This is a genomic window from Burkholderia sp. BCC0322, from assembly GCF_902833045.1.
Taxonomy (GTDB): Bacteria; Pseudomonadota; Gammaproteobacteria; order Burkholderiales; family Burkholderiaceae; genus Burkholderia.
In genome coordinates, this window is sequence record NZ_CADFDU010000010.1 from 194,937 (window position 1) to 217,725 (window position 22,789).

Annotated in this window: 22 protein-coding genes and 3 pseudogenes; 4 read left to right on the forward strand and 21 right to left on the reverse strand. The window is 65.1% G+C overall.

All coding sequences use genetic code 11. The features are described 5' to 3' along the window. Nucleotides 1–6: 6 nt before the first annotated feature. Nucleotides 7–2,286: an FdhF/YdeP family oxidoreductase gene (locus HWX39_RS25535; protein ID WP_175970573.1), complete on the forward strand. Its 2,280-nt coding sequence runs from the start codon at nt 7–9 to the stop codon at nt 2,284–2,286. Nucleotides 2,287–2,418: 132 nt separating this feature from the next. Here the strand turns inward: HWX39_RS25535 and HWX39_RS25540 are convergent, their stop codons facing one another. Beyond that, nucleotides 2,419–3,840: a cytosine permease gene (locus tag HWX39_RS25540; protein WP_175970574.1), complete on the reverse strand. Its 1,422-nt coding sequence runs from the start codon at nt 3,838–3,840 to the stop codon at nt 2,419–2,421. A gap of 386 nt (nt 3,841–4,226) precedes the next feature. Between HWX39_RS25540 and HWX39_RS25545 the strand changes: the two genes are divergently transcribed. Continuing rightward, complete coding sequence (locus HWX39_RS25545) at nt 4,227–5,150, forward strand: LysR substrate-binding domain-containing protein (protein WP_175970575.1); 924 nt, start codon at nt 4,227–4,229, stop codon at nt 5,148–5,150. 59 nt (nt 5,151–5,209) lie between these two features. Here the strand turns inward: HWX39_RS25545 and argE are convergent, their stop codons facing one another. The 12 genes and pseudogenes from argE to HWX39_RS25600 all read right to left on the reverse strand — a co-directional run bounded on the left by argE (nt 5,210) and on the right by HWX39_RS25600 (nt 15,544). Next, nucleotides 5,210–6,373, reverse strand: coding sequence for an acetylornithine deacetylase (argE, locus tag HWX39_RS25550; RefSeq protein WP_175970576.1), 1,164 nt, complete (start codon nt 6,371–6,373; stop codon nt 5,210–5,212). Further along, nucleotides 6,366–7,043 (reverse strand): DUF1028 domain-containing protein, encoded by a 678-nt coding sequence (locus HWX39_RS25555; protein ID WP_175970577.1) that lies wholly within the window; start codon nt 7,041–7,043, stop codon nt 6,366–6,368. The genes argE and HWX39_RS25555 overlap by 8 nt, the downstream gene beginning before the upstream one ends. A gap of 8 nt (nt 7,044–7,051) precedes the next feature. Beyond that, nucleotides 7,052–7,489 carry a RidA family protein gene (locus HWX39_RS25560; protein WP_175970578.1) on the reverse strand — a complete coding sequence of 146 codons (438 nt, stop codon included), beginning with the start codon at nt 7,487–7,489 and terminating at the stop codon, nt 7,052–7,054. Nucleotides 7,490–7,563: 74 nt separating this feature from the next. After that, a complete protein-coding gene (locus HWX39_RS25565; RefSeq protein ID WP_175970579.1) occupies nt 7,564–8,904 on the reverse strand; it encodes an NAD(P)/FAD-dependent oxidoreductase in 1,341 nt (446 codons plus the stop codon). A 250-nt stretch (nt 8,905–9,154) separates the two neighbouring features. After that, nucleotides 9,155–9,366: pseudogene (locus HWX39_RS36405) on the reverse strand (ferritin-like family protein); the annotation flags it as partial. A 30-nt stretch (nt 9,367–9,396) separates the two neighbouring features. Continuing rightward, entirely contained in the window at nt 9,397–10,161 is a 765-nt protein-coding gene (locus HWX39_RS25570; RefSeq protein ID WP_175970580.1) for a hypothetical protein, read from the reverse strand. A gap of 6 nt (nt 10,162–10,167) precedes the next feature. Next, nucleotides 10,168–10,599: a hypothetical protein gene (locus HWX39_RS25575; RefSeq protein ID WP_175970581.1), complete on the reverse strand. Its 432-nt coding sequence runs from the start codon at nt 10,597–10,599 to the stop codon at nt 10,168–10,170. Nucleotides 10,600–10,686: 87 nt separating this feature from the next. Continuing rightward, nucleotides 10,687–12,270 carry a tyrosinase family protein gene (locus tag HWX39_RS25580; protein WP_244135096.1) on the reverse strand — a complete coding sequence of 528 codons (1,584 nt, stop codon included), beginning with the start codon at nt 12,268–12,270 and terminating at the stop codon, nt 10,687–10,689. A 907-nt stretch (nt 12,271–13,177) separates the two neighbouring features. Beyond that, nucleotides 13,178–13,624, reverse strand: coding sequence for a hypothetical protein (locus tag HWX39_RS25585; RefSeq protein ID WP_175970583.1), 447 nt, complete (start codon nt 13,622–13,624; stop codon nt 13,178–13,180). 301 nt (nt 13,625–13,925) lie between these two features. Further along, nucleotides 13,926–14,531 (reverse strand): hypothetical protein, encoded by a 606-nt coding sequence (locus HWX39_RS25590; RefSeq protein ID WP_244135097.1) that lies wholly within the window; start codon nt 14,529–14,531, stop codon nt 13,926–13,928. A 35-nt stretch (nt 14,532–14,566) separates the two neighbouring features. Continuing rightward, nucleotides 14,567–14,872 carry a RebB family R body protein gene (locus tag HWX39_RS25595; RefSeq protein WP_175970585.1) on the reverse strand — a complete coding sequence of 102 codons (306 nt, stop codon included), beginning with the start codon at nt 14,870–14,872 and terminating at the stop codon, nt 14,567–14,569. A 114-nt stretch (nt 14,873–14,986) separates the two neighbouring features. Further along, nucleotides 14,987–15,544, reverse strand: coding sequence for a sigma-70 family RNA polymerase sigma factor (locus HWX39_RS25600; protein ID WP_175970586.1), 558 nt, complete (start codon nt 15,542–15,544; stop codon nt 14,987–14,989). Between the two features lie 252 nt (nt 15,545–15,796). Between HWX39_RS25600 and HWX39_RS25605 the strand changes: the two genes are divergently transcribed. Further along, nucleotides 15,797–16,627: a Crp/Fnr family transcriptional regulator gene (locus HWX39_RS25605; protein ID WP_244135098.1), complete on the forward strand. Its 831-nt coding sequence runs from the start codon at nt 15,797–15,799 to the stop codon at nt 16,625–16,627. Nucleotides 16,628–16,708: 81 nt separating this feature from the next. Here the strand turns inward: HWX39_RS25605 and HWX39_RS25610 are convergent, their stop codons facing one another. From HWX39_RS25610 to HWX39_RS25625, 4 genes are all read right to left on the reverse strand, one after another. After that, on the reverse strand, nt 16,709–17,008 hold the full coding sequence (locus tag HWX39_RS25610) for a RebB family R body protein (RefSeq protein WP_231937802.1): 300 nt from the start codon (nt 17,006–17,008) through the stop codon (nt 16,709–16,711). Between the two features lie 202 nt (nt 17,009–17,210). Continuing rightward, nucleotides 17,211–17,576: a RebB family R body protein gene (locus HWX39_RS25615; RefSeq protein ID WP_175970588.1), complete on the reverse strand. Its 366-nt coding sequence runs from the start codon at nt 17,574–17,576 to the stop codon at nt 17,211–17,213. A 190-nt stretch (nt 17,577–17,766) separates the two neighbouring features. Further along, nucleotides 17,767–18,099: a RebB family R body protein gene (locus HWX39_RS25620; RefSeq protein ID WP_175970589.1), complete on the reverse strand. Its 333-nt coding sequence runs from the start codon at nt 18,097–18,099 to the stop codon at nt 17,767–17,769. Between the two features lie 80 nt (nt 18,100–18,179). Then, on the reverse strand, nt 18,180–18,821 hold the full coding sequence (locus HWX39_RS25625; protein WP_175970590.1) for a hypothetical protein: 642 nt from the start codon (nt 18,819–18,821) through the stop codon (nt 18,180–18,182). A gap of 229 nt (nt 18,822–19,050) precedes the next feature. On the opposite strand from HWX39_RS25625, the pseudogene HWX39_RS36410 reads away from it, so the two are divergent. Continuing rightward, nucleotides 19,051–19,269 (forward strand): annotated as a pseudogene (locus HWX39_RS36410) (HipA N-terminal domain-containing protein); the annotation flags it as partial. Nucleotides 19,270–19,319: 50 nt separating this feature from the next. On the opposite strand, the pseudogene HWX39_RS25635 reads toward HWX39_RS36410, so the two are convergent. The 4 genes and pseudogenes from HWX39_RS25635 to HWX39_RS25650 form a co-directional block, all read right to left on the reverse strand. Then, nucleotides 19,320–19,523 (reverse strand): annotated as a pseudogene (locus tag HWX39_RS25635) (IS256 family transposase); the annotation flags it as partial. Nucleotides 19,524–19,553: 30 nt separating this feature from the next. Next, nucleotides 19,554–20,057 (reverse strand): pentapeptide repeat-containing protein, encoded by a 504-nt coding sequence (locus HWX39_RS25640; protein ID WP_175970591.1) that lies wholly within the window; start codon nt 20,055–20,057, stop codon nt 19,554–19,556. Then, a complete protein-coding gene (locus HWX39_RS25645; protein WP_244135099.1) occupies nt 20,054–20,338 on the reverse strand; it encodes a hypothetical protein in 285 nt (94 codons plus the stop codon). Before HWX39_RS25645 ends, HWX39_RS25640 begins: the two co-directional genes overlap by 4 nt. A gap of 26 nt (nt 20,339–20,364) precedes the next feature. Next, nucleotides 20,365–22,008, reverse strand: coding sequence for a DUF6396 domain-containing protein (locus HWX39_RS25650; protein ID WP_244135100.1), 1,644 nt, complete (start codon nt 22,006–22,008; stop codon nt 20,365–20,367). Nucleotides 22,009–22,789: the final 781 nt, after the last annotated feature.

A 22,789-nucleotide genomic window follows, 5' to 3' on the forward strand; every position in this document is an offset into this window, starting at 1 on the left:
ATTCACATGACAAATCGACGCGAAGTGCCAGGCATCAGGAAGTACGACGGGCCCGCAGGTGGTTGGGGCGCGCTTCGCGCGACAGCCGATGCGGTGCGCACGCAGATGGAAACCATCGAGGCGCCGATCGTGCTGATGCGGACCAACCAGCCCGACGGCTTCGACTGCCCCGGCTGTGCGTGGCCCGACAAGGAACACAAGTCGACGTTCCAGTTCTGCGAGAACGGCGCGAAGGCCGTCACGTGGGAAGCGACGACCAAGCGCGTGACGCCCGAGTTCTTCGCGGCGAACCCCGTGTCGTCGCTGCTGCGCATGTCGGACTACGAGCTGGAGAACATGGGCCGGCTCACGCATCCGCTCGTCTACGACCGCGCGACCGACACGTTCCGTGCGATCGAATGGGACGATGCGTTCGCGCGCATCGGTGAAGTGCTGCGCGCGCTGCCGCCCGACCAGGTCGAGTTCTATACGTCCGGCCGCGCATCGAACGAAGCCGCGTTCCTGTACCAGCTGTTCGCGCGCGAGCTCGGCACCAACAACTTCCCCGACTGCTCGAACATGTGCCACGAGCCGACCAGCGTCGGCCTGCCGCAGTCGATCGGCATCGGCAAGGGCACCGTATCGCTGGAGGACTTCGACCACTGCGAGCTGATCATCTCGATCGGCCACAACCCCGGCACGAACCACCCGCGGATGATGGGCACGCTGCACGAGTGCTCCCGGCGCAACGTGCCGATCATCGTGTTCAACCCGCTGCGCGAGCGCGCGCTCGAACGCTTCGCCGATCCGCAGGACATGATCGAGATGGCGTCGTTCGGCTCGACGCGGATCGCCTCGACGTACTACCAGGTCGACGCCGGCGGCGACGCGGCCGCGCTGAAGGGCATCATGAAGGCGCTGCTGCAGCTGGAAGCCGAACGCGGCGACGTGCTCGATCGCGACTTCATCGCGCAGCACACCGACGGCTTCGATGCGTTCTCGGCCGACCTCGTCGCCACGTCGTGGGACGACATCGAGCGCGCAAGCGGACTCAGCCAGGCGCAGCTCGAACAGGTCGCGCTCGCCTACGCGAAGTCGAACGCGACGATCATCACGTACGGAATGGGCGTCACGCAGCACAACAAGGGCACGGCAACCGTGCGCCTGATCGCCGACCTGCTGCTGATGCGCGGCAACATCGGCAAGCCCGGCGCCGGCGTGTGCCCGCTGCGCGGCCATTCGAACGTCCAGGGCAACCGCACGGTCGGCATCACCGAGAAGCCGTCGGCCGAGTTCCTGAAAAAGATCGAGGACGTGTGCGGCTTCACGCCGCCCGCGCATCACGGGCATGACGCCGTGCAGGCGATGCAGGCGATGATCGACGGCACCGCGAAGGCGCTGCTGTGCCTCGGCGGCAACTTCGCGGTCGCGCTGCCCGATCCGGAGCAGTCGTTCCCGGCGATGGCCAAGCTCGACCTGAGCGTGCATCTCGGCACCAAGCTGAACCGCTCGCACCTGCTGGTCGCGAAGGAAACCTTCATCCTGCCGGTGCTCGGCCGCACCGAACTCGACATGCAGGCCACCGGCCGGCAGTCGATCACCGTCGAGGATTCGATGTCGATGGTGCACGCGTCGGCCGGCAAGCTCAAGCCGGCGTCAGACCAGTTGCGCTCGGAGCCCGCGATCGTCGCGGGGATCGCGCATGCGACGCTGCCGGCGAGCAAGGTCGCATGGCTCGACCTGATCGCCGACTACGACCGCATCCGCGACCTGATCGACCGCACGGTGCCCGGCTTCGAGGCGTTCAACGAGCGCATCCGCACGCCGGGCGGCTTCCGCCTGCCGCTGCCGCCCACCGAACGCGTGTGGCCGACGCCGACCGGCAAGGCGATGTTCTCGGTCTACAAGGGCGTGAAGGAGGATGCCGACGTGCTCGGCGCCGAGCAGGTGCTGCGGCTGATCACGCTGCGCAGCCACGACCAGTACAACACGACGATCTACGGGCTCGACGACCGCTATCGCGGCGTGTTCGGGCGGCGCGACGTGCTGTTCATGAACCCGGCGGATCTCGCGAAGTACGGGCTCGAACACGGCGACCTCGTCGACATCGAAACGATCACCGCGTCGGGCCGCACGCTGCGTCTCGAGAAGATCACCGCGATCGAGTACGACATCGCGCCGGGGTCGGTCGGCGCGTACTACCCGGAAGCGAACGTGCTCGTGCCGCTCGACTACATCGACAAGGAAAGCGGCACGCCGTCGTACAAGTCGGTGCCGGTGCGCGTCGCGCGCTCGGCGGTGGTTTGATGCGCGGGCAGGCTGGCGGCGCGTCGCCGGCCGCGAGCCTGCCCTCGTCATGCCGAAGCGCTTCCACGGGCCACCGCATCGCCACCGATGCGGTGGCCCGACGCTTCCTGTTCCGCGTCGAAAACGCCCCGCTCACCGCGCCGCCGTCGGCGGCATCGTCGCGCCCGTCTGCCGGCGCCGATACGCGCTGTCGCGCGTCGCGAGCCAGTAGTACAGCGGCGACGTCAGCGCGAGCCCCACGAGCCACGACAGGTCCGCGCCGCCGAGATGCGCGGGAATCGGGCCCGCATACATCGGCGTGTTCATGAACGGAATCTGCACGAGGATGCCGATCGCATACGCGAGCAGCGCCTGCGGGTTGAAGCGGCCGTAGATCCCGCCGTCGGCCATGAAGATCGACTGGATGTCGTACTTGCCCTTGTGGATCACGTAAAAGTCGATCAGGTTGATCGCCGTCCACGGCACCAGCACGACCAGCAGCGCGAGCACCAGATCGACGAGGTTGCCGACGAAGTTCGTCGACGCGCCGATCGCCGCGTAGCAGCACGCGACGAAAATCACGACCGACACCACCGCACGCGCCTTCGCGGTCGGAATCCACTTGTACGCGAACGTCTGCACCGACGTGATCACCGCGAGCACCGCGCCGTACAGGTTCAGCGCGTTGTGGCTGATCACGCTCAGCAGGAACAGCACGAGCATCAGCGGGCCGAGCGGGCCCGTCGCCTGCTTGACCGCATCCATCGCGTCCGCGCCGGCCGGCACCGCGAGCACCGCGACCGCGCCGAAGATGAACGCGAGCGTCGAGCCGATCGTGCAGCCGAGGTAGGTCGCCCAGAACGTCGACGCCACGCCGACGTTTTCCGGCAGATAGCGCGAATAGTCCGACACGTACGGCGCGAACGCGATCTGCCACAACGCCGACAGCGACACCGTCGCGAGCCATCCGGCGAAGTTGAAGCCGCCGCGCGTCAGGAAATCGTCGGTCGACACGTGCGTGAGGATCATCCAGAAGCCGACCAGGATCCCGATGCCGAGCACCCACGTGCCGATCCGGTTCAGGATGTGGATGAACCGGTAGCCGACGATGCCGATCAATCCCGAGCCCACCGCGCCGATCACGATGCCGACGGGCACCGGCACCGACGACGCGATGCCGTGCACCGACTTGCCGGCAAGCACGATGTTCGATGCGAAGAAGCCGACGTACATCACGGCCGCGATCACGGTCACGAGCAGCGCGCCCCACGAACCGAACTGCGCGCGGCTCTGGATCATCTGCGGGATGCCCATCTGCGGCCCCTGCGCCGAATGCAGCGCCATCAGCACGCCGCCGACCGCCTGGCCGACGACGATCGCGACGATGCCCCACATCAGGTTCAGGTGGAAGAGCTGCACGCCGAGCGCGCCGGTCACGATCGGCAGCGGCGCGATGTTGCCGCCGAACCAGAGCGTAAACAGGTCGCGCACCTTGCCGTGGCGCTCCGCGGGCGGCACGTAGCCGATCGTGTGTTTCTCTATCATCGGGGACGCGTTGGGGTCCACGTTCGTCATGGTGAGGTCTCCTGTCCTGCGCGGCGATGCGCGCTTGCCGTGTCAGCCGGCGCGCGTCGGGGTGCGCGCCTGCAATCGGGTCCGGATACGCGAGCGACGACGCACCGCTTGCACGCGCGGCGGTGTCGAACGAAGCGGACGATGCGCATGCGGGGACGGATGCCTTGTCCCGCCAGTGCGTGCGCGGCCTCGTCGTGATCCAGGTTGGAGACGATGGTGCGCCACGACCCTCGCGGCCGGAAAATACTAAAAATATTTCCGGGACATACGAAAAAGCTCTGCAGCGGGAATACCGGCGCCGGGGGGCTTTCAGGTAAGGTGCTACGCAAAACCATGGACAGATTGCGCCCGCGGCGGCACGCCGGGGCCGTGCATCAGAGGTGCTTGTGGCTCACTACACTTTGCGGCAACTGAAATACTTCGTGACGACGGTGGAATCGGGCAGCGTCGCCGAGGCCTCGCGCCAGCTCTTCATCGCGCAGCCGTCGATCTCCAGCGCGATCAAGGGGCTCGAGGAAAGCTTCGGCGTGAAGCTGTTCATCCGCCATCACGCGCAGGGCGTGTCGTTGACCCCGAGCGGCACGCGCTTCTACCGGAAAGCGCAGGAGCTGTTGCGCATCGCGCACGAGTTCGAACAGAACGCGCTTGCCGACAACGACGTGATCACCGGGCAAATCGACATCGGCTGCTTCGAGACGGTCGCGCCGCTCTATCTGCCGCAACTGATCGCGGGGTTCCGCGAGCGCTATCCGGGCGTCAACATCCGGCTGCGCGACGGCGACCAGCAGGAACTCGTGCAGGGCCTGACGTCCGGCACGTTCGATCTCGCGCTCATGTACGACCACGATCTCGACGGCACGATCGAGACCGAGCCGCTGATGCCGCCGCAACAGCCCTACGTGCTGCTGCCGGAAAATCACCGGTTCGCGGGCCAGACGCACGTATCGCTGCGCGACCTCTGTGTCGAGCCGATGATCCTGCTCGACGTGCAGCCGAGCCGCACGTATTTCGTCAGCCTGTTTCATGAGCTTGGGCTCACGCCGAACATCGTGTTCGGGTCGCCGTCGATCGAGATGGTGCGCGGGATGGTCGGCCAGGGGTTCGGCTTCTCGCTGCTCGTCACGCGCCCGCATTCCGAATACACGTACGACGGCCAGCGGGTCGTGACGATCGGCCTCAGCGAAACGGTGAGCCCGTCGGGGCTCGTGAGCGCGCGGCTGAAACGCGGGCAACTCACGAAGCAGGCGCAGTCGTTCGTCGATTTCTGCCGCGAGCGGCTCGCGCGGATCGCCGCGGAATCGGCGCGATAAGGAACAGGAAAACGCACGCGCCGCGGAATGCGGTGCGTGCGGGTCGGCCGCTCGGCGGTTCAGGCGGCCGCAGCGAGATGCGCGGCGAGACGCCCCAGCATCGCGTCGCAGCCGTGGAGCTGGTCGAGCGTGACGAACTCGTCGGGCTTGTGTCCCTGGTCCATGCTGCCGGGCCCGCATACCACGGTCGGAATGCCGGCCTGGCCGAACAGCCCGCCCTCGGTGCCGAACGCCACCGTGCCGAATGCGTCGGAGCCGGTCAGCATCGCGAGCAGGCGTGCGGCCTCGCTGTCCGGCGCGGTCGCGAGCCCCGGATACGCACCCAGCGGCTGCAATTGGATATCGGTATCGGGCTGCACCGCACGCATCCTCGGCAACAGTTCGGATTCCGCATAGGCCTGCAGCTTCCTCGGCACGTCGTGCGCATCGAAATCCGGCAGCGCCCGCACCTCGAAATCGAATTCGCATTCGGCCGGCACGATGTTCAGCGCGCGGCCGCCCTTGATCAGCCCGGTCTGCACGGTCGAGAACGGCGGGTCGAATCGTGCGTCGTGCCGTTCGGGCCGCGCGAGCGCCGCACCGATCTCGCCGAGCCGGCCGATCAGCTTCGCCGCGTAGTCGATCGCGTTGACACCCGACGGCGCATACGCAGAGTGGCACGCGGCGCCCTTCACGTGGCAGCGCATCGCGAGCTTGCCCTTGTGACCGAGCACCGGCTTCAGTTCCGTCGGCTCGCCGATCAGGCACAGGCGCGGCCGGTGCTCGCGCGCGGCCAGTTCCGCGAGCATCGGCCGCACGCCGAGACAGCCGACTTCCTCGTCGTACGAGAACGCGAGATGCACGGGCACGCTCAGCGGCCGTGCGACGAATGTCGGTACGGCCGCGAGCACCGACGCGATGAAGCCCTTCATGTCGGCCGTGCCGCGGCCGTACAGCCGGCCGTCGCGCTCGATCAGCCGGAACGGCTCGACCGTCCACGCCTGCCCGTCGACCGGCACCACGTCGGTATGGCCCGACAGCGCGATGCCGCCGCGATCGCGCGGCCCGATCGTCGCGTACAGGCTCGCCTTCGTGCGTTGCGCGTTGTAGAACAGCTCGCTCTCGATGCCGAAGCCCGCGAGATAGTCGCGGATGAAGCCGATCATCTCGAGGTTCGAATCGCGGCTGACCGTCGCGAAACCGATCAGCCGCTCGAGCAGCGCACGGCTCGACGGTTCACTCATCGCCCGGCACTCCGTAGCGCGGTGCGGCAGTCGGGTTCAGCGCGCGCGTCTGGTAGTCCTGCATCTGCGGCCGATAAGCCTGCCACAGCGCATCGAGCTGCCCGATCGGATCGGCATCGGCCCAGTCGACGCGCAGGTCGACGATCGGCCAGGTCACGTCGCCGGCCACCTTCAGCGCGGCCGAATGCACCGGCCCCGCCTCGCCGCCGGCCGCCATCGCCGCGTGCATCGCGGCCAGCAGGCGCTCGGCGAGCAGGCCGGGCGCCTGTTCGAAGGCACGCACCATCGCGTCGATCACGGCCGGCGCGGCCAGCAGGTTGCCGGCCGCCACGCATTGCTCGCCCTGCACCGCGTGATGCGTGCCGAGCGCTTCCTTGCCGGTGAAGCACGCCGTCTGCCCCTGCCCGTCGATCACCGTGACCTGCCGGTACTGGCTCCAGCCGTTCGCGCTGAGCGCACGGTCGAGCGCCGCGCCGGGCGCGAGCTGTTCGTGCTCGACCAGGTCGAGGATCTGGGGCCCAAGCGCCGGCAGCGTGATGTTCTGCGTCGCGACGGCGCCGACGCCTGCGCGCACCCACGGGCAGCGCGCGCCCACCGCGATGCTCGACGAGCTGATCGCGATGCCGAGCTGGCCCGTCTCCGGGCAACGCCCGACGATCGAGAAAGTCATGTCGCCTCCTATGCGCGGTTCGGCTGCCAGTGGTCCGGGATCACGGCGATCACGTCGATTTCCATCAGCCATTGCGGCTGGCCGAGCGCGGACACGACGAGCCCCGTCGAGATCGGAAACACGCCCTTCAGCCACTTGCCGACTTCCTGGTACACCGGCTCGCGATAGCGCGGGTCGATCAGGTAGGTCGTCGTCTTCACGATGTGCGTGAGGTCGCTGCCGGCTTCCTCCAGCAGCTGCTTGACGTTCTTCATCGCCTGCCCGGCCTGCGCGCGCGCGTCGCCGAGGCCGATCAGGTTGCCGTCGAAATCGGTGCCGACCTGGCCGCGCACGTAGACGGTATTGCCCGCCCGCACGGCCTGGCACAGGTCGTTGTCGAGCGTCTGGTTCGGGTAGGTATCCTTCGTGTTGAACATGCGGATACGGGTATGGGTGGGTTGGCTCATCGAAATCCTTCGGTTGTCGGAGGTCACGCCGCCGCACCGGATGCACACGCGGTGCGGCAGGCGGCACGGGTTCGTCAGTTCACCGCGACGGCAAGCGGTTGCGCGTCGGCGTGCGCCGCGACGCCGTCCTGCTCCGCGTGCGAGGCCGAGCGGCGCTGCGATGCATGGTGGTATGCGAGGTAGGTGCGCTGGATCGCGATGTGATCGGCGATATGCCGCGCGTCGTGCCACACGCCCCAGATGAAGCTGGAGCCGCGCCGCGACAGCCACGGCAGCCCGAGAAAATAGATGCCCGGCTCCTTCGACACGCCGCGCTGGTGCTGCGGCTTGCCGTTGTCGGCGAACGCGTCGACCTTCAGCCAGTCGTAGTCGACCGCGTAGCCGGTCGCCCAGATGATCGACGTGACGCCCGCGCCGGCAAGGTCGAGCGCGAGGATCGGATGCGCGACGCAGTCGGGGTTCGGCAGGATGCGGCGCGCGTCGGGCTCTTCCGGCAGGTCGAGGCCGTTGCGTGCCGCATAGGCATCGGCGGAGTCGAGCAGCGACAGGTAGTTCTCGTCGCCGCGTGCGAGATTGATCGCCAGGTCGCGCTCGAACACGGCCACGCCGCCGTCGAACGACTTCGTCAGCCCGACGAGCGTCACGCCCTGGTTCGCCAGCCTGCGGAAATCCACGGTATGGCCGCCGCGCGCGCCGCTCACCGCGATCGTCACGTGTTCGCGGCCGGGCGTCGCGACTTCCTTGTCCCATTCGCCGAGCACGCCGAGCCACCAGCAGAAGTCGCGGCCGCGATACGCACGCGGCGGGCGATCGTGCGGGCCGACCGACAGGTACACCTGCCGGCCCGCGCGCTGCAGCTCGTCGGCGATCTGCACGCCCGACGATCCCGCGCCGACCACCAGCACCGCCCCGTCCGGAAGCTGGCCCGGGTTGCGATAGTCGGCGGAATGGAGCTGCACGAGGCGCGCATCGTCCGGCGCGATCGGCGGAATCACCGGGCGCTGGAACGGCCCGGTCGCGACGACCACGCGGTTCGCCTCGATCGTGCCATCGGACGTCTCGACGATGAAACCCGGCTTGCCCGTATTGCGCACGACCTTCGTCACCTCGACGCCGGTGCGAATCGGCGCGGCGAACTTGCGCGCATACGCTTCGAAGTAGTCGGCGACCTGGTCTTTCGATGCGAACGCGTCAGGATCGAGGCCGTCGAATTCGAGGCCGGGGAAGCGATCGTGCCACGCAGGGCCGTTCGCGACCAGCGAATCCCAGCGCCCCGTGCGCCAGCGTTCGGCGATGCGGCTGCGCTCCAGCACGAGATGCGGCACGCCCAGCTTGCCCAGGTGCTCGCTCATGGCCACGCCGGCCTGTCCGGCGCCGACGACGAGCGTATCGATTGAGGTTGTTTCGACTGCCACGGCTGTCTCCTTCTGAAGTGCGGCTCGATGCGACGTTCTTGCTGCCGCACGAGTTGGAATGGAGACATTCTGCTGACACCCCGCCGGGGGCGAAATGATGATTTTTGTCGTTGTTGATGAGCAAAAAGCTGGGGGGGAGGCGCGACTGGCCGCGCCGGGCGTCGCCCATTGCAGGCGCCCGCCGCCCCCCGGCCGGATGGCGGGCCCCGCCCGCTGGCCCGGCGCGCATGTCCCACGCCGGCCGTCGCACCTAAGCCTGCGGATTCACGTTGCGGAAACGCGGGCCGTCAAACACCGGCTTCGACAGATCCGTATAGCTTCGCAGGTACGCGACTCGTCCGGAGACAGCGTGTCCAGCCGCGCGAGCGCGGCCGGCGGCACCGGGTGGCGCAGGAGGTTGAAGCACGACAGCACCCGCAGATCCACCATGCCGTGCACTGCCGCGCCGAGCGACTTCCACGCGTCTATGCCCTCCGGTTTATTTTTGCCATCCTAAGCAACAGGACCGTTTTTATTGCGCAGGCGATCTTTCAACGACACCTCCGCGAGTGCAGCGCGATCGCTCAGCGCGTAGAACGCCAGCATGCTGACGAGCATCGCAACGGCCACGCCGTTCGTGTCCCAACGCAGTCCCATGCCGAACGCCAATGCCTTGATCGCGCTCATGCCGAGTGCCATGACGAGCAACATCGCCGCCAATTCAAGCGCGACCCGAACCGGAGCCAGAAACCGAGCGCGTACCGTGCTGCGCCGATGCCCGGCCTTGCGGTCGACCTCGCGCCGGATCAACAGCGCCAGCATGGCCAGCATCGACATCGGAAACCATTGGAGATGGAGCACGAGCGAATTCCACATGGCGCCGGCATCGAGGGTTCCTCCGCAGAGGTTGAGGACGGCATCCAGCGGGGAGCGCATCGCATCGAGCGTCAAGCCCGTGCAGATCGCGGCCATGCACCACAGCATCGACCGGCGCGCACACCTGCCGGGCGAGCCGCTGCGCGTCGAGTAGCCGGCGATGCCGCAGGCAATCGCGCCGATGCCGTTCCATATCCAGCCGGAAGGGACACCTTGCAGCCGGGTCGGCAAGTCGCACGTCAGGAAACCGAGGAACGCGAACGCCAGCCCGCCGCGTACGCGTTCTGACCTCGAAACCATGGCGATTCGCGCAGGCCCGATCCCGGCGCACGCGCGGATCGCGTCCGTCGCCGTCGCCGGACGCCCGGCCGTGTCGGCCGGTGGTGCGGTCGGAGCCGTCATGGCCGTTCAGGCGGGATCTCTCATCACCGCATACCACGAGCACACCACGCCGGCCGGCGCGACGCCGCCGTCGCCGCTCGCATGCGGAACCGTGCGGACGATCGAACCGGTCAGCGCCGGACGCTGATCGATACCATTGGGCCAGGGCGCGCTCACGTACCCGACATAGTCGTAGACCCATTCCTCGCCGCCGACCACGCCGCGCCCCTGGAATCGCACCGTGCCGGGATTCCCGTAGCTGATCCAGCCGTTGAGTTGCAGTTCCCATCCCGGGCCGAAAATGCGCCCCTTGAAAATGCCCGCCGGTGCCTGCGCGATCTCGATCGTGCCGAGGCCGAATTCAAGGTCGTTGAATGCGGTCGCAGGGTCGGGATCGTTCAGGAAACTGCGGTAGGTCCACAGCCCCGCCAGGCTGCCGGTTTCGGGTGTGTAGCTCATGCCTGCGCCTCTCCTTCATGTCCACGTTGTCGACGTGCCGCGGTGAACCGGCGCCAGGCAACGGCGCCGGTTCGTCACGCGCCGCGGCTAGCGGACCTCGAGCCGGAACAGTTTCCGTACGGGTTGCGGAGCCGCACCGGCGACGGCTTGCGACGCGGGGGGTGACGCGGGTGGCGTCTGAAGGCGCACGCCGTCACGCGTATGGATCTCGACGTCGTACTGCGCATCCTGCACCGCGCTTTCCGCGAACTGGTCCAGCGGAAAGAACGCCTTCACTTCGACGTGCGTCTGGCAGTTCGCGCAGGACTGCACGCTCCAGCGGCTCAGCACGGCCTCCGTGCCGAGCAGGTGCCGCTCGCCGTCCACGTTGACGTACGCGGACACGAGAAACGACCCGGCGATCGGCGCACGATTCAGCCCGGAGACGCGCACGACCTTGCTGCTGTTGCCGGCCTGCACCGTCGACGCCGCCAGCGAGTACGCCGGCTGGTTTTCCAGCGAACCGGGGCCGTACGTGTAGCCGAGCTGCTCCTCGATGTTGATGCAGTCGAGCGACGTATAGGCGCGCTCCTTGCCGTTCTCGCTCTTCTTGAACGGGTCGAGCGGCGATTCGAGCGTGAGCCACGCGTTGGGCACCGTGCCCGGCGTCGGCCCTTGCGAATCGACGGAGTTGGTGCCCGGATACTCGGCGATGACGTCGAGGTGCTGCGTGAAGCCATGCCGCTTCTGCCACAGCCAGAACACGCGATCGATGAAGCAGTGGTGGAAATAGAAGATCGGGTCGAGGCCCGCCGTGTCGTTTTCGCCCATATCGCCGTTGGCGCCCGGAATCGGCGAGAAATCGCCCTGGTTCGGGCCGTGCGGCACGTCGAATCCGCCGACGGCAAGGTGAATCTTGTTGTGCGGCGACTCGAGCGGGACGACGGGAATCGCACCGGCCGGAAGATTCTCGTTCCACTCGGCCGCGGACGTCGTGTTGGAAAACACCGTATAGTTCGGCGCGTCCAGGCACTGCTCGTACTTGCGCTTCACATTCGTGTCCACCACCTTGCCCTTCACGACGATGTACGACGTGAGCCAGTCCACGATGTTCCGGTTCAGTATGACGACGTTTTCCTTGGGGTCGGGAAACTTGGCGTTGTGCTTCTCGGTGGCGGCCTTGTCCTTCTCGGTCCCCACGAGCCCCGACAACGGGTAGCGAACCGTGACGTAGGGCAGCGGCTTGCTGTAATTGGGATCGTCGCCGTTGATGTTGTCGGTGATCGCCCTGTTGAACGAGAAGGAGGCCAGCGGGTTCGGAATCTTTTCGCCGTCGAGCTCGAAATCCGGGTCGGTCAGCGCCCACGGAATGCCTTTCGTCAGCGACTCTTCGCTGGTTTCGTCCCAGAAGGGCAGCATCACCTGCTCGCAACCGGGGATGCTCTGCAGCGCCTGTTCCAGCCGCAGCAGGTAGGCGCGGTGCCAGGTGGGGAACAGCACGTTGCCGTGGTTGCAATAGCCGCCCCAGTACGACGCCGATCCCCAGCCGGCACCGCGGAACGGCTCGCCGTGGAAGCCGCCGATCATGAAGAACGAGTTCGGATCGTCGGGCGGTAATTCCTTGATGCCTTTCCACGCGCGCATCAGGTCTTCCAGCGGCTTTTTGTTGCCTTTCCGATATTCGGCTTGCAACGATTCGATCGACGGACGAACTCTGACTCCAGGTGCATTATTCATGATGTGCCCAATCCCCTTCGTGGATAGCGTTACGGTTTGGCCGCCAGATTTTGAACGTAAGCAGGTAATTCAAAAAATCAGTCAAACTCACGCTCAATTGAATTCGTTTTATTAAAACAGCGCCAGGTATTTGAAATGCATTGACCGGCGGGCCATAGGCAGGCCCGCGTGGTCACCTGTTCGCCTCCATGGGTGGCGTGGACACGCGCAACAGGCGCAGCACGGCCTCTGAAAAGGGGCTGCGCCTTCAGATCGTAAGAATGCGGTAGTGAATGGATGCCGATTCGGCAGGCACGAATGCCTGGCGAAGCAGCCGAGATACCCCGATAGCGTTTTATCCTGATTTGGTATGAGTAAATAAAGCAGATGGCGTTGGTTTTCGCAAGGAAAAGGCAGGCCTGATTATCAAAAAAAACTGGCATCGGCCGGGGTTATTGGTTCGCTTTATTTTCATGAATAATCAAGCAAATTTGCGACGAGATCGTAAAAACCGGCGCCGGATAATCACGGGCGCATAACGGAGTTTATTAATGCAATCAGCCGACGGATACCTTACGATCGCCGGCTGCCGCTCGGCCGGTGCAATCGCTTCCAGCCGGGAGAGCGTATTGAGGCGCGCGTGTGACGGCGCTGCGAACGTGCGTCTCCGGCGCGTTCGGTTCGCGTCGCACGAGCGGGTGAAAACTCGCGGAGGACAAGGACGATTGCATCGCTACATTGGGACGACGAGATCCCGAGCAAGTCGCATCTCAGCCATTCGACTTCCTCCTCGCGCGCCCCCCGTCCGCGACGATCCTTGGCCGTGCCGTTCGAACCGGCGCCCGCGCACGCAGCGGGCACTGGATTCAACGGATCGTGCAGGCTACACGTTGGTCCATGCACCGGTGCCATGCCGATACTGCATCACGCCACCGTGGATCCGCACCCGCAAGTTGCCGTCCGGCACCTGCACCCAATCGAGCATGTCGAGGCTCTGCATCAGCCCGACGAAGAAATCCTGCAGCTCTTGCGTCTGGCTGGCTTGCCAGAGGTCGATGCGGCCGAGGCATGCACGCAGATCGCCGCTCTGCTGCATGATCGTCTCGACCTGTCCGGCCACGTCCGCCGCCGGATCGTAGACCCGTGTGCCGTCGGCGCTAACGATCGACAGGTGGATTCCGCGCACCTGCGTGGGCTGAGCCGGTGCCTGCTCGACGAGCGCGATGCAGCTCGTCATCGCACCGAAATCGATTTCCGTCGCATCTCCCCAGGTGCGCTCGCCAACCGCCAGCGGCGCAGGACCGTGTACGTTGTGAATGATGTAGGACATGGGTTCCTCACGTGATGGATAGGACTACAGATAGCGGGCCTCGACGCGTTCGGGACAGCGAACGTGCGTCGGTTCCGCCGCTCACATCCCGCATCGGGCCCGACGGCCCGGCGGGTCGTGTCGATCGATGCGCCGTCGATGCGCGTGCGGCAGGCAATTGCCTGCGACGTTCCACATCGGCGCGATCACCCGTGCCACGCGGACGATCACGCGTGCTTCGACTCGATGCCTGTCGCTGCGCGCCTGCCGGGCCGTCGTCGACGCTGCCGGCGCAGCCCGTTGCTGCATCGTTCGGCGCACCCTACGCGCCCTTCTTGTCCAGCAGCGCCTGATACTTCTGCAGGCTCTCGTCGATCCTGTCGAGCGCGACATTGGCGGCCTCCCCTTCGATCGCTTCCGCGGCGCCCGCGACGATCGCCGCGGTCGCCACGAACAGGTCGGTCAACAACAGGCCCACCGCATCCATCGCCATGCCGGCCACGTTCTCGTCGACGGTCTTCTGCGCCAGGTCCTTCATCAGCACGCTCTTGCCCGCGATCGCCAGCGACGTCGTCGCCTCGAAATAGTTGGCCGCCGCCTGCGCGACCATGCCGCCCGCCTGCGTGATCATCATGTTCGGGCCGACGGCAATCTGCGTCGTCGCATAGGACGCCGCCTCCGCATTGATCGCCTGCACGGTCTGCAGCGCCGAGCCGCCGGCCCCGGCCGCATCCGCGACCTGGTTCGGTGCTTTCAATGCATCGGTGAACCGGCGCAGCCGGTTCACCGGCCACGCGCGCGCGCCGGCCTTGGGTGTCGCGGCATGCGGCGTGGCATCGGCCGGCGTCGCGGCTTCGGCGGCGGCGTCCGAGACTTCGTCCGGCGGCTGCGCCGTGCCGTCACCGCGTCCGCCCAAAAGACCTTTCATGTTCATGATTCAGGTATCCCGAGAGTCGTCACGTCCTAATGCGTGGAGCCCGTCTGCGGCCCGGCCGCCGGAATCTGCGGCGTGCCGCCGGATCCACCGCCCGATGCGCTCTTCGGCGATGCTTCCACGGACAGGATCATGGCCACCGCCTTCGACACGACGGCGTTCGAAATCTGGTTCAGCGCGGCCTGCTGCTGCGTCATGTTCTGCGCCGAGATGCCGACGGCCTGGCTGAACATCTGGTAAAGCGTGCCCAGCGCCTGGGCCGGCGATCCCGCGACGACGTTGACGTTGGTCTGCGTCACCGCATCGGTAATCTGCTCATTGACTTTGTCTGCCACGAGGCCTCCTCGGAACCCGGCTCCGGCATGCGATTGAAGGAACGGACGGGCCGGCAGGCCAGCGACGCCGCACATGCCGTTAGGAACGCTGCGTGCCCGCGTTCGTGAACGCGCTTACGCGAGTTCCTCGCGCAACTTCTTGCGCAACAGCTCGACTCGCTTTCGGGCAAGCGGCTCGTTGATCCCGAGTGTCGCCGCGATGTGCAGATAGGGCCGGTCTTCCTCGAACTTGAGCGTGAACAGCATCTGCTGCTGAGGGGGCAGCGCGGACAGCGCCTGCTGGAGACGCAGCAGCTGCTGTCGAAGCAGCATTTGCTGCTCCACCGACGGCGCGTGGCCGGCCAGCTCGACGGTGTGATCGTCGTCCCAGTCCGGGTCGAATTCGAGCATGCCGCTTTCGCGCAGCCGGCGCCGTGTGCCATCGAGGAATGCGTGGTTCAGCACCAGAAAGAGAAAACCGGCCAGGTTCTGAACGCGCTCGGGCGAGCGCTGCAGGTAAATGTGCACCTTGAGTGCGGTATCGGAGAGCAGTTCGTCGGCGCGGTGAATATCGCCCTTGCACAACAGGCGCGCGCGGCGCCGCAATTTCCCCTGCATTTCCCGCCAGGTGCGATCGAGTTGCTGCGCCGGAGACTCGGGCGCCGGGGCAGCGTGCTGGTTCGAGGTTGTCATCCCGTGCCTTCCTGTTTTTATGGAAAACACAGAATCGATTCGACTCCGCGAATGGCGCTGTTACCCGCGTAACACCGTTATAACGATAATCGGATCGGGTAAATTTTCTTGATTATTATGAACGGAAATTTCAATTCTCCGGCATCTCCCGATCCGTTGTTTCAGGTGCGTCGCCGGCCCTGAATAACGGCATTGCGATGAAAAAGAACGACTGCCGCCGCGCATTGTTCGTGCGCCGGCATGCAGTTACCCGTGTCGATCGACCAGGCGCCGTTGCCGCCAAAGTGCCGTCCTGTGCGGTCTGCTTGCCGATTATCTCGACACTTTCATTATTCATTTTTCACGCAATGCCGGAGGCAGCGTTTTCCGCTAGGTGGCCGTATCGTCAAACAACCTCGCGCGGAAAACATGCCTGCCCTTGCTAACGCTCAAACGCTGCGCAATATACCGATACTCACCGACCTTCCGGAAAGCCTGATCGCTCATATCGAGCGGCATGTCACGCCCTGGCCCGAACACGGCAATCGCCTGTTGTTCTTCAAGGGCGATCCGGGAGATTTCATCGCATTCGTGCACCGCGGACGCGTCTACAAGACGCTGCACGAACCCGGTGGACGCGAGATCATTCTCGGCCACTCGATGCCGGGCGAACTCATCGGCGAAACCACACTGATTCGCGCGCACCGGCGCAACTTCACCGCCCAGTTGAGCGCCGACTGCCGCATTTCGCTGCTGCATCGCCCGCACTTCGCGCCGCTGCTGACCAACCCGGAATTCATGGGCCGCATCCACGAGCAGCTGTGCCAGCATATCCACCAGCTGAGCGACTTCGTCGAGTCGGCATGCCTGTACCGGCTCGACGCCCGGCTCGCGCGCCATCTGCTGAACCGCATGCAAGGGAACGATCTCGAGGTGCCGCTGCCGGAGAACCAGAGCGTCCTCGCGGCGATGCTCAACGTCAGCCGGCCGCGACTGAACAGCAGCCTGCAGAAGATGCAGCGCGACGGCCTGATTCGGCTTCACGAACACGGCGTGACGATCCAGAAGCCGGAGCAGCTTCGGACCATCGTCGACGCCAATTGACGGCCGGGCACGCACGAGCGTCGTGCGGTGCCGCGGCGCGGGGAAATCGCGTGCGCCGGGTCGGGCGCCGCGCGGGGAGGATCAGCCGCGCCAGTGGCCGATCGCGTTCATCAGCTGCGCGACGGCGGCCAGCTGCGATGCAAAGCTGTCGTTCGCCGACCGCGCGGCGCCGGCCGCCGCCGCCGGCGAGCCGGCATAAAGCTGCATGACGCCGACCGTCGTCGCGGCGAGATTGGACATCGCCTGGTTCGCCTGCATCTGCACCGCGTTGTGCAACAGGATCGCGGATGCATGGCTGTTCGACTGCATGAGCGTGCCCAAGGCCACGGCGGGCGCCTCGCCCACCACCTTGACGTTGGCTTGCGTGACCGCATCGGTCACCGCGGCGGAAACCCGTTCCGGCATGTCGTTGCTCCTGGTTGGCTCGCCGCTGCGGTGCAGTTACGGCGAAAGCATGAGAGGGTCGGCCGGCGACGCGCGCCGCACCGGATTGTCGATACGTCGCAAGCGCCGACACGACATCGGGCGCCGGGCGGCAGCCACCGATCGGGGCCGCCGCCCGGCGTCGACGCCGGGCTGCGCGTCAGGCAAGCGCCTTGCCGAGCGCGAGCACGTCGGCCAGCACGGAAAGCACGCCGTTCGAGCCGATTTCCGTCGAGGCGGCGCCTGCGCTCGCCGGCCCGAGCGTGTACAGCTGCATCGTGCCCACGTTCGTCGAGGTCGGCAGCTGCACCGCCGACTGCGACTGCTGCTGCACGGCGTTCTCGAACAGCACGCTGAGCGAATGGCTCTGAGCCTGGTACAGCGAGCCCGTTGCCATCGCAGGTGCTTCGCCGACCACCTTGACGTTGGTTTGCGTGACCGCGTCAGTGATCGCGGCGTTCACCGCGCACGTCTTGCAGTTGCAGGCGTCTTTCGGGTCCTTTGCGTCGTTTGCGTCGTTTGGCATCGTATTTCTCCTGGTTCGCGAACAGGCGCCGCATCGAATCGGCTCCGCCCGTTCTGTCTGTTGCTCCGGAATACCGCGCGGCCCCCCTGTTCAGGCGCCGGCGGCCGTACTGCGGATCCGCGGCACGGCGGCGACTTCGGCGGCGCGCGCCGCTTGCGCCGCCGCTCGACCACGGCGTTGCGATGGCACGTCAGGGCTTGACTGCCTTCCCGATCGCGATCACGTCGGCCAGAATGGAGATGATCCCGTTCGCCCCGATTTCCGTGGCGGCCGCGCCCGCGCTTTCCGGCCCGATCGTATAGAGCTGCATCGTCCCTACGTTCGTCGACGTCTGCGACTGGATTGCGGCCTGCGACTGCTGCTGCACCGCGTTCTCGAACAGGATGCTGAGCGAGTGGCTCTGGGCCTGGTACAACGAGCCCATCGCCATTGCCGGCGCTTCCGCGACCACCTTGACGTTGACCTGTGTGACCGCATCGGTAATCGCGGGATTGACCTGGCACACTTGACACGTATCAGTCATTTGTTGCTCCTTGGTTCACGTAGTTGAGAGGTCGCACATCGGGGCCGGCCGGTTTGGCTGTCTGCCGAATCACCCGCGTGCTACTCCATGGACGCTTGGCCGGCGGTATCGTGAACGGCAGCGGCGACGACAGCGGTCGGTTCGGACGGTTCGGCCGGGGCGGCGTCGGCGCTTCGCAACCGCGCCTCCATCGCATCGAGCCTGGCGTCGAGCCGTTCGGCGAGCGAATCGACGTATTGCCGAAAGCATGCGTCGATTTCCTGCCGGATCAGGCCCGTCAACTGTTCGCCGATCATCGCCAGCGCCTCGCGGGTGCTGTCCTGGATCTCTGCCGCGCCGGATGCCTGCGCGTCGTCCGGCGGCGCGTGCGCGTCGAGCACGCCCGACACTTTCCGCTGTTCCGATGCCAGCATGCCGAGGGTCGTCTCGTTCTGCGCGTCGATCGTCTGCAGGATGCCGCGCATCTTCTCGTACGCCTTCTGCTGGTTGAGCTGCAGGAAATGCTTGACCTGCTCCCGCGCCTCCTGCCGGGTTTTCAAGCGCGGCAATGGCGGGTTCGCGGCGGCCGCCGGCGCGGCCGTGTTGGCAGCCGGCGCCGGCGGGTTCCCGTGCCTGCCCGGCAGTTGCTCCAGCAGCGCCTGTTCTTCGGCCGGCGCGAGGGGCCGCCCCAGCCGCTTCTCCGCGAACTGCCGCAGCAGCGGGTCGAGTGCTTCGTGGCTCATGGCTTCCTCTCCTCGATGTCGGCCCGCGGCGCCGGTGCGTGCGGTCGGGGTGCGGACGGACGCAGCGACGAGGCGCCCTGGTCGGCAGGCTGCAATGGATATCGCATGGTGTTCTCCCGGGAATGGACGTGCGACGGCCTCGCCGGAAAGTTCGGCAGGACCGCTGTATGGACGAACCGTGAGACGCGTCCGTGAAATCGGTCGCCGCGCGCCGGCTGCGTGCGCCGGGTACCGGATGTCGCCGACGTTCGGGCTGCGCGTGGAAACGTGCATCGATACGTCGACCGATCGCCCGATCCAGCGGTTCTTCGACAATCTGCTGCCCGACGAACGGAGGCGCATGGCGCTCGCGCGAGAGGCGAAAAGCGACGCCTGGAGCCTGCTCGCATACTTTGGACGCGAATCGGCCGGCGCGCTCCCGCTGCTCGCCGAAGGCGAGCGAGAAGCGGCGCAGCACTCGGGGGTAACCGGAATTCCGTGTGCGAGGCGGGTCAGGACTCAGATTCCGATGTCGAATCGCTCTGGGCAAAGCAGCACAACCTGCGTCATCGCGCTTTTCCAGTCGTGCCGGGAGCCGGTCCAATTGGCAATGATGTTCCGCAGGGCCAGCCAGCTCAGCTAGAGCGCGACCTCGCCCGACGGGAGGGGACCTCGTGCCTTGATGATCTTCCGACGCTGCACGTGCAGCGCCTCAATGGCGTTCGCAACCGCGATGAGGGATACAACGTTGATTCAATGTCCACCGTTGATTTCCGTGTCCTCGAACGCCAGATGCTCGAAATAGCTCCCCGTGAAATCCACGTCCAACCCTTTGAGCCCGTGAGCTTCGACCGTGGTCCCGGTGCAGTCCAGCACTTGCACCGAATGCCACGTGTTGCCGTCGAACCGAATGCCATTCCATTTGCATCTCAGAAACTTGACGCTATTGAAAGTGCTGCCGTGAAACGTCGCTTCATCGAAACTGCAATCGACGAACGTGCATCCGGAAACTGCAATTTCCGCAAAATCGCAACCAACAAACGTACAGGCTGAAAACTGACATTCCTTCCAACCGGCCTGCCGAAACGACGTTCCGGTGAAGCGACTGCCGCTGAAATTACCGCCGACAAACTGCGCAAGACTCAGATCGAGGCCGGCATAGGCCGAACTGTCCGACTGACCGGACAGCCCTGCGGGCATACCACCCGCGCCCTTGCGCCACTGGTCATGCCTGTAGATGATTTCGGTACTACTCATGAGTCTGCATCCCGATGCACGGGAGCAGACGAATCGCTCCCGCCGTTGCCCGACGGAGGATCGTCAGCATCGCCGGGCGTTGTCGAGTCACGGCTGGCGAACCATGCGACCAAGCCGCCCAATGCAATCAGCGGCCCGAGAAACAGGAAATTCCCGATCGCGAGATCACTCACATCGTGCGAACCGTAGCTACCTCCGCTGACCTGGGCGACGGCTCCCACGAGCGCGAGCACGCCCCAGGCCGCCAATAGCAGGCCTCCGGCAACCACGGTCGCGGCCATCGTCGTTTTACGCACCTCCCCTCCCGTCACGCATCGTCGGAAAAGTTGCCGACGCTGACCTGAGGCAGCTTCGCGAACCCGAGGCGATTAGCCTCGTTCCACCACGTCCACGTCACGTCCGTCGGCGATACGTCCAGATGGACGGTCCAAGGATCGGGGAACGCGTCCCCCTGCATGACATAGGCCTGGCGATACCACTGATTGAACGTGGCCGCCCGAGGATGATCGACCGCCACGCTGGCCTGCCAGACGCCCGTCACCGGACACGCGCGCGAACCGCGACACTGGATGGCGGGGTCAGGAAATTCGGCAGCGCGCGCAATACCTTGCGCCACGCGGGGATGCAATTCCTCCTGCTTCGCAGGCATGGGGATTGCATCGCCGACGTAGTGGAAGAAGATGCGACCATCTTCCGGCACGAGGCCTGAGCGGCTCCGATCGAACAATTCGTCCTTCCGGTAACGCATCGGCACCTGTTCCGTATTCCACGCAAAGTGCCGTTCGGCAGCCGGATATTTCAGTTGTGCAAGCCAATAGCGCCCGACAGGGGCGGCGGTCGTTTCCGCCTGCGGGGGAACGGCGACCTGCGGCTTCTCCGGCAGCATGTAGCCATCCGGCACGTGTGCGCGACCGGCACGCAACGATACCGGTTGCACGGCAGGTTTGGAAAGTGACGTCGGCCCCGATGTCACCGCCTTCGCCGCATTGATCAAAGTTTCCTTGTTGCCGTCCCACTTGGGCAGCTTGGCCGGCGGCAGCGGCGCTACTTTGTCCAGGTTAGGCAGACGAAGATCCGGGTCGCGCTCGAGGCGATCGGCAAGAACACTATAACGCTCGGCCCGGGCACGATCCTTCACGTTGCCGACCACGGCATCGCCATCGTCGAACGCTCCAAACAAATACGCTGCGCTCTTGGCGCTTCCGTATTTCACGCCTTCATGCAGGATCTTGAGAGCCCGCACGTTATCTTCGCCAAGTGATTGGTCGGAGCCAACGAGAGTTGTTCCGAGAGCGTACGCTGCATCCCCGCTACCCTGGGCGAAGCCACACTCGAGCATTTTGAGCGCAACCTTTCGATTGCCCCAAAAACCCGATTTCGGATCATCGTAGACTGCATCGAGCTTACTGCCCAAATAAGCCATCGCACTCGGGCTACCCTTGTCCGCAGCAAGTTGCCAGAACGCATACGCGCGGCTGGCATCCTGCTTTACTCCAACTCCGTTCATGTAGTACGTGCCCATAAGATCATAGGCCGCAGGGATGCCCAGCTTCATGGCCTGCTCGGTAATCTGCAACGCATGCTCGGTATCGCGATCGACACCCAACCCCTGCGCGTAGGCATTCGCAAGGTTCAGCATCGCCTTCCAGTGCTTGCGCTCAGCAGCCTTGCTCCATAGCACGACGGCACCAGCGTAGTCGCGCTGGTTCGGCCACAACAATGCACTTGTCATCTTCATCGCCTGCTGATTCCAGCGATCGGCCTCTGGATCAACGGCCGGAACGACGGCGGCTTCGTGCACGCAATCAAACGTCTCGCGATGTGGATTGAAAGCGTCGAGCGACATATTTCGCGGAAGGGAATCGTTCATCGAGCAAGCGGCACAAGCAAAGAACAGGAAGAGGGAAAACACGCCCGTCAGGCGCAACCGTTTAGATGTTGTAGAACTCATCGGAACTCGCATGATTACCCCAGCCGAACGCTGGACGTACGATCGTCTTGACATGCCATCAGGAAGCCCCAAGAAAGCGGACAGCGGAAGGTTCGGGCGCGAAGACAGACAGGTCAAGTGCCCTTCGATCCCAGTACAAAGGCCTTCCGTCAAATCCACGTTCTGCGATACCAGGACATGCGCCAGCGCATCCTGATGACGGCCCCAATGAAACCGGATCGCGCATGATTGTTCTGATCGAGCGCACTAACGAAGGCGCGCGGCATTTCGGTCACGTTCACTTGTCGATGGCCATTCGGCGACGGCGCTCTCAGACCGCCACGTCACCTACGCGCTTAATTGTTTAGCCGTCAATTTTAAGTGCAACGTTCACATAAAAACCATCGTATTGTGGTGGCCACCTCGCAATTGCAAGAAGGAACTCGCGACAAATACAACGATGTCCCGCCGACTAATTTGACCCCTTAAAAAACAGCAGTAATTCATTGAATTTATTAATAATTTTCAATATTTCAGATACCCGACGAAAAAATTCTGCTCGCCCGACCGCTCTTTAACCCGATCATCGCCCGACAATTCTTGACGGTTCGCGAGCCGCCAAACTGGTAGCATTCGGTCGGCTCACAATATGTGACGCGCAGCATGCACTCGGGCATCCAGGCGACCCATCCGGTCACCCCTTTTTTGCGCCGCCCAGACACCGATGCCGCTGTGCCCCCCCCGTTTCCCCGCAACACCCCGGCGTCGCCCCACCCGACCCGTTGCAGCAACCGTTGGAGTG